This window comes from Streptomyces sp. NPDC058964 (assembly GCF_042741275.1).
Classification (GTDB): Bacteria; Actinomycetota; Actinomycetes; order Streptomycetales; family Streptomycetaceae; genus Streptomyces.
In genome coordinates, this window is record NZ_JBHYKH010000559.1 from 1 (window position 1) to 5,713 (window position 5,713).

The following is a 5,713-nucleotide window of genomic DNA, read 5'->3' on the forward strand; positions in this document are numbered from 1 at the left end:
GGTTCTTGGGGGGGGGGCGGGGTGTGGGGTGTTTTTGGTTGGCGGGTGGGGGGGGGGGGGGCGGGGGGGGGGGGGGGCCCCCCGGCTGGGGGGCGCCGTGTTCGCGGTGTTACGGCCCGTCGCCGACTCCACGACGTCGGCGATCCGGGTCGCCCGCAATCTCGTCGCCGCCCTCAGCTCGCCGCTCGACCTCGACGGGCTCACGCTCGTCCTGGAGGCCAGCGCGGGCGTCGCCGTCTTCCCGGACCACGCCCTGGACGCCGAGGGGTTGCTGCGCCGGGCGGACGTGGCGATGTACCAGGCGAAGCGGGACCGCACCGGCGTCGAGGTGTACGAGTCCAAGCGGGACTCCAACACGCCGGACCGGCTCGGCCTGCTCGGCGATCTGCGCCGCGCCCTGGACGCCCACGAGGTCCAGCTGCACTACCAGCCCAAGGTCCGCTTCGACGGACAGGTCGCCGGGCTGGAGGCGCTCGTCCGCTGGGTGCACCCCGAGCGCGGGAAGGTGCCGCCGGACGAGTTCATAGCGATCGCCGAGTCCTCCGGGCTGATGCCCCATCTGACCGAGTACGTCCTGGAGACGGCGCTCGGCCAGGTCGCGCAGTGGCGCGCGCAGGGCCTGCTGGTGCCGGTCGCGGTCAACGTCTCTCCCCGTGACGTCCACACGCCCGGGTTCGCGGGCTCGGTGGCCGCACGGCTGGCCCGGCACGGCGTTCCGGCGGGAGCGCTCCAACTGGAGATAACGGAGCACGTGCTGCTGGAGGACCCGCAGCGTGCCGCCGACACCCTGGCCGGGCTGACCGGGCACGGCGTGAAGATGTCCCTGGACGACTTCGGCACCGGGTACTCCTCGCTGGTGCATCTGCGCCGACTGCCGGTCAGCGAGCTGAAGATCGACCGGTCGTTCGTGGCCCGGCTGGCCGTGGACACGCAGGACGCGGCGATCGTGCGGTGCACGGTCGACCTCGCGCACTCCCTCGGGCTGCTGGTCGTTGCCGAGGGCGTCGAGGACGACGAGACCTGGGAACGGCTGCGGGACCTGGGGTGCGATGCCGTGCAGGGGTGGCTGGTCGCGGCGGCGATGCCGCCGGAGGAGACCACGGCGTGGCTGCGTGCCCGCGGCTCCCGGGGCTGGCAGCGTCCCAGAGCCGCCCTCCCGGCGGCCGCCGCGGACGACCCGGGGCGGATCGGGTAGGGGGTGCCGTTCGGTCCGGGCCGGCTGTGAGGAGCGGTGGCTCGCGGCCGGGTCGAGCGGGGCCGGGTGTGTGCGGCTGCAAGGCGGAGGAGGGAGCCGACGCGATGGGGATCCCCCTGATCGAGCGACGCCGAGAACGCGGGGGAGCCGGCGAGCGGCGGCACCGCGGCTGGGGGTCCCCCCTCTGGGGGAGCGCGTGCCTCACCCCGCGACACCGGCATGACCCGAACGGCACCGCCCGGCCGGCACGGCCCGTCCGGGCCGGCGGGACCCGCGCAGAAGGACGATGCCACCAGCCATGTCCCTGATCGTTCCGAAGTTCGACGAGACCGTGGTCGTGCGGGAGGCGGAGGCAGAGGCCGTCGGCCGCGCGCCCACCACCGTCCGGCTGCTGGCCGACAGCAGCAGCACGGGCGGGGCCCTGTCCACCCAGCGAGTCACCCTCACCCGGGGGGCCGACGGCGCCGCCCCACACCGCCACGACGGCTCCGCCGAGATGTTCTTCGTGCTCGACGGTGCCGCCGAGCTGCTCTCCGGGGAGGAGGTCGTCACCGCCGGGCCCGGGGACCTGGTCGTCGTCCCGCCCGGCATGCCGCACGCCTTCGCCGCCGTCCCCGGCTGCGACGCCGACCTCCTGATCGTCATCACGCCGGGCGTCGAGCGCTTCGAGTACTTCCGCCACCTGCGGCGCGTCGCCCTCGGCGAGGCCACCCGGGAGAGCCTGCTGGAGGTGCAGGACCGGTACGACAACCACTTCCTGCGCAGCGCGGCCTGGGACGCCCGCCGCCGCGAGCCGGGCCGCTGAGCCAAACCGTTTAACGGTCACCGCATCCGGCCCCATAGGATTGGGCCCAAACCACAAACTCTCACCCCAGAGGATCGCTGCATGCCTGGCATCACGCGCGAGGAGGTCGCCCACCTCGCCCGGCTGGCGCGTCTGGAGCTGAAGCCCGAAGAACTCGACCACTTCGCAGGCCAGCTGGACGACATCATCGGCGCGGTCGCACGCGTCAGCGAGGTCGCCGACCAAGACGTACCGCCGACCTCTCACCCGCTCCCGCTGACGAACGTCATGCGCGCGGACGAGGTCCGTCCCTCGCTCACCCCCGAGCAGGCGCTCTCCGGCGCCCCGGCCCAGGAGCAGCAGCGTTTCAAGGTGCCGCAGATCCTGGGGGAGGACTGATCCCATGACGGACATCATCAAGCTCACGGCCGCCGAGACCGCCGAGAGGATCGCCTCCGGCGAGCTCACGGCCGTCCAGGTCACCGAGGCCCACCTCGCCCGGATCGAGGCCGTCGACGAGAAGGTGCACGCCTTCCTGCACGTCGACCGCGAGGGCGCCCTGGCGCAGGCCCGTGCCGTCGACGAGAAGCGGGCGAAGGGGGAGAAGCTCGGCCCGCTGGCCGGCGTTCCCCTCGCACTCAAGGACATCTTCACCACCGAGGGCGTTCCGACCACCGTCGGTTCGAAGATCCTCGAGGGCTGGATCCCGCCGTACGACGCGACGCTCACCAAGCGGCTGAAGGCCGCCGACGTGGTCATCCTCGGCAAGACCAACATGGACGAGTTCGCCATGGGGTCCAGCACCGAGAACAGCGCGTACGGACCGACCGGCAACCCGTGGGACCTCACCAAGATCCCCGGCGGCTCCGGCGGCGGCTCCTCCGCCGCGCTCGCCTCCTTCCAGGCCCCGCTGGCCATCGGCACCGACACCGGCGGCTCCATCCGCCAGCCGGCCGCCGTCACCGGCACGGTCGGTGTGAAGCCGACGTACGGTGCGGTGTCCCGTTACGGCATGGTGGCCTTCAGCAGCAGCCTCGACCAGGGCGGCCCCTGTGCCCGTACGGTCCTGGACGCCGCGCTCCTGCACGAGGTGATCGCCGGGCACGACCCGCTCGACTCCACGTCCATCGACGCCCCCGTCCCGCCGGTCGTCGAGGCAGCCCGCAACGGCAGCGTCCAGGGCATGCGCGTCGGCGTCGTCAAGCAGTTCCGCGGCGAGGGCTACCAGGCCGGCGTCATCCAGCGCTTCGACGAGTCCGTCGAGCTGCTGAAGGGGCTGGGCGCCGAGATCGTCGAGCTGGACTGCCCGTCCTTCGACCTCGCGCTGTCGGCGTACTACCTGATCGCTCCGTCCGAGTGCTCCTCCAACCTCGCCCGCTTCGACGGCCTGCGCTACGGCCTCCGAACGGGCGACGACGGCACCCACTCGGCCGAGGAGGTCACCTCCCTCACCCGTGAGGCGGGCTTCGGCTCCGAGGTCAAGCGCCGCATCATGCTCGGCACGTACGCGCTCAGCTCCGGCTACTACGACGCGTACTACGGCTCCGCCCAGAAGGTCCGCACGCTCATCACGCGGGACTTCGAGAAGGCCTTCGAGCAGGTCGACGTCATCGTCTCCCCGACGACGCCGACCACCGCCTTCGCGATCGGCGAGCGCGCCGACGACCCGATGGCGATGTACCTGGCCGACCTCTGCACCATCCCGACCAACCTGGCGGGCAACGCGGCCATGTCCCTGCCCTGCGGCCTGGCCCCGGAGGACAACCTGCCGGTGGGCCTGCAGATCATCGCCCCGGCGATGCAGGACGACCGCCTTTACAAGGTGGGTGCCGCTGTCGAGGCCGCCTTCGTGGAAAAGTGGGGGCACCCGCTGCTCGAGGAGGCACCGTCGCTGTGAGCAATGCACTGTCGAAGGCCAAGGGCTTCAAGAAGTCCAAGTCCGGTACGTACATGTCCATGGCCGCCACCGCGTTCGGCGCGATCGGTGTCGCCAAGCAGATCAAGAAGGCCCGCGCCGAGCACGACACGCTGCGGCTGATCGACGCCACCGTGTCCGCGGTCGCGATCGTCACCGGCCTCGCCATCCTGTACCGCGAGCTGAAGCGGCTGGGCGACGACGACGTCCTGCTGGGCTGAGAGGGAAGTTTCACCGTGACCACCACGACCGACCTGGTGTCGTACGAGGACGCGCTGGCGTCGTACGACCCCGTCATGGGCCTCGAGGTCCATGTCGAACTCGGCACCAAGACCAAGATGTTCTGCGGCTGTTCGACCGAGCTCGGTCAGGACGCCAACACGCAGACCTGCCCCACCTGCCTCGGCCTGCCCGGCTCGCTCCCGGTCGTCAACGCGACCGGCGTCGAGTCCGCGATCAAGATCGGTCTCGCGCTGAACTGCGAGATCGCCGAGTGGTGCCGCTTCGCCCGGAAGAACTACTTCTATCCGGACATGCCGAAGAACTTCCAGACCTCCCAGTATGACGAGCCGATCGCCTTCAACGGCTACCTCGACGTGCAGCTGGAGGACGGCGAGACCTTCCGGGTGGAGATCGAACGCGCCCACATGGAGGAGGACACCGGCAAGTCCACCCACGTGGGTGGCGCGACCGGCCGTATCCACGGCGCGTCCCACTCCCTGCTGGACTACAACCGCGCCGGCATCCCGCTGATCGAGATCGTCACCAAGCCGATCGTCGGCGCCGGCGAGCGCGCTCCCGAGGTCGCCCGGGCGTACGTGCGTGAGCTGCGCGAGGTCATCAAGGCGCTCGGCGTCTCCGAGGCCCGCATGGAGATGGGCCAGATGCGCTGTGACGTGAACCTGTCGCTGATGCCCAAGGGCAGCGACAAGTTCGGCACGCGCTCCGAGACCAAGAACGTCAACTCGCTGCGATCCGTGGAGCGCGCGGCCCGGTTCGAGATCATGCGCCACGCGGCCGTGCTCTCCTCCGGCGGCACGATCATCCAGGAGACCCGGCACTTCCACGAGGACACGGGGTCGACGACCTCGGGCCGTGTGAAGGAGGAGGCCGAGGACTACCGGTACTTCCCCGAGCCGGACCTCGTCCCGGTGGCCCCCTCCCGCGAGTGGGTCGAGGAGATCCGCGCCGCGCTGCCGGAGATGCCGCTGGCCCGCCGTAACCGCCTCCTCGCGGAGTGGGGCATCTCGGCCACCGACATGCAGGCGATCCTCAACGCCGGCGCGCTGGACCCGATCGTCGCGACGATCGACGCCGGTGCCGACGCGGCGTCCGCCCGCAAGTGGTGGATGGGCGAACTGGCGCGCAGCGCCAACGAGTCGGGCAAGGCGCTGGACGAGCTGGCGATCACCCCGGCGCAGGTCGCCCGGGTCGCCGAGCTGGTCTCGAAGGGTGACCTGAACGACAAGCTGGCCCGCCAGGTCATCGAGGGCGTCCTCGCGGGCGAGGGCACCCCGGACGAGGTCGTCGACAAGCGCGGACTGAAGGTCGTCTCCGACTAGGGCGCGCTGACGGCCGCCGTCGAGGAGGCCATCGCCGGCAACCCGGGCATCGCCGACAAGATCCGCGGTGGCATGGTGGCCGCGGCCGGCGCCCTGGTCGGCGCGGTCATGAAGGCCACCCGGGGCCAGGCCGACGCGGCCCGCGTCAAGGAGCTGAAGCTCGAGAAGCAGGGCCGCAGCGTGGGCTGTTCGCCACGACCGGTAGCGGCCCGCTGGGCCGCGCCGGGCCCGCGCGCGGGCGGGCCGAGGGCGCGGCC

4 protein-coding genes and 2 pseudogenes are annotated in these 5,713 nt (G+C 71.6%); all 6 read left to right on the plus strand.

The annotated features are described in order from the left end of the window. Nucleotides 1-67: 67 nt before the first annotated feature. A pseudogene (locus tag ACFW2E_RS40110) lies at nucleotides 68-1,195 on the plus strand (putative bifunctional diguanylate cyclase/phosphodiesterase); the annotation flags it as partial. Between the two features lie 298 nt (nucleotides 1,196-1,493). Continuing rightward, the gene (locus ACFW2E_RS40115; RefSeq protein WP_384475004.1) at nucleotides 1,494-2,000 is read left to right on the plus strand and encodes a cupin domain-containing protein; all 507 of its coding nucleotides are present in this window, start codon (nucleotides 1,494-1,496) and stop codon (nucleotides 1,998-2,000) included. A gap of 81 nt (nucleotides 2,001-2,081) precedes the next feature. Beyond that, nucleotides 2,082-2,378 carry an Asp-tRNA(Asn)/Glu-tRNA(Gln) amidotransferase subunit GatC gene (gatC, locus tag ACFW2E_RS40120; protein ID WP_018531282.1) on the plus strand — a complete coding sequence of 99 codons (297 nt, stop codon included), beginning with the start codon at nucleotides 2,082-2,084 and terminating at the stop codon, nucleotides 2,376-2,378. Between the two features lie 4 nt (nucleotides 2,379-2,382). Beyond that, nucleotides 2,383-3,876: an Asp-tRNA(Asn)/Glu-tRNA(Gln) amidotransferase subunit GatA gene (gene gatA / locus ACFW2E_RS40125; protein ID WP_384475008.1), complete on the plus strand. Its 1,494-nt coding sequence runs from the start codon at nucleotides 2,383-2,385 to the stop codon at nucleotides 3,874-3,876. Next, nucleotides 3,873-4,115 carry a hypothetical protein gene (locus tag ACFW2E_RS40130; RefSeq protein WP_384475011.1) on the plus strand — a complete coding sequence of 81 codons (243 nt, stop codon included), beginning with the start codon at nucleotides 3,873-3,875 and terminating at the stop codon, nucleotides 4,113-4,115. Before gatA ends, ACFW2E_RS40130 begins: the two co-directional genes overlap by 4 nt. Before the next feature lie 15 nt (nucleotides 4,116-4,130). Further along, nucleotides 4,131-5,642 (plus strand): annotated as a pseudogene (gene gatB / locus ACFW2E_RS40135) (Asp-tRNA(Asn)/Glu-tRNA(Gln) amidotransferase subunit GatB); the annotation flags it as partial. Between the last annotated feature and the right edge of the window lie 71 nt (nucleotides 5,643-5,713).

Excerpts from the sequence above, each read along its gene's own strand:
- ACFW2E_RS40115 (WP_384475004.1), top strand. The coding sequence starts at position 1,494 with ATGTCCCTGATCGTTCCGAAGTTCGACGAGACCGTGGTCGTGCGGGAG.
- gatC (WP_018531282.1), top strand. The coding sequence starts at position 2,082 with ATGCCTGGCATCACGCGCGAGGAGGTCGCCCACCTCGCCCGGCTGGCG.
- gatA (WP_384475008.1), top strand. The coding sequence starts at position 2,383 with ATGACGGACATCATCAAGCTCACGGCCGCCGAGACCGCCGAGAGGATC.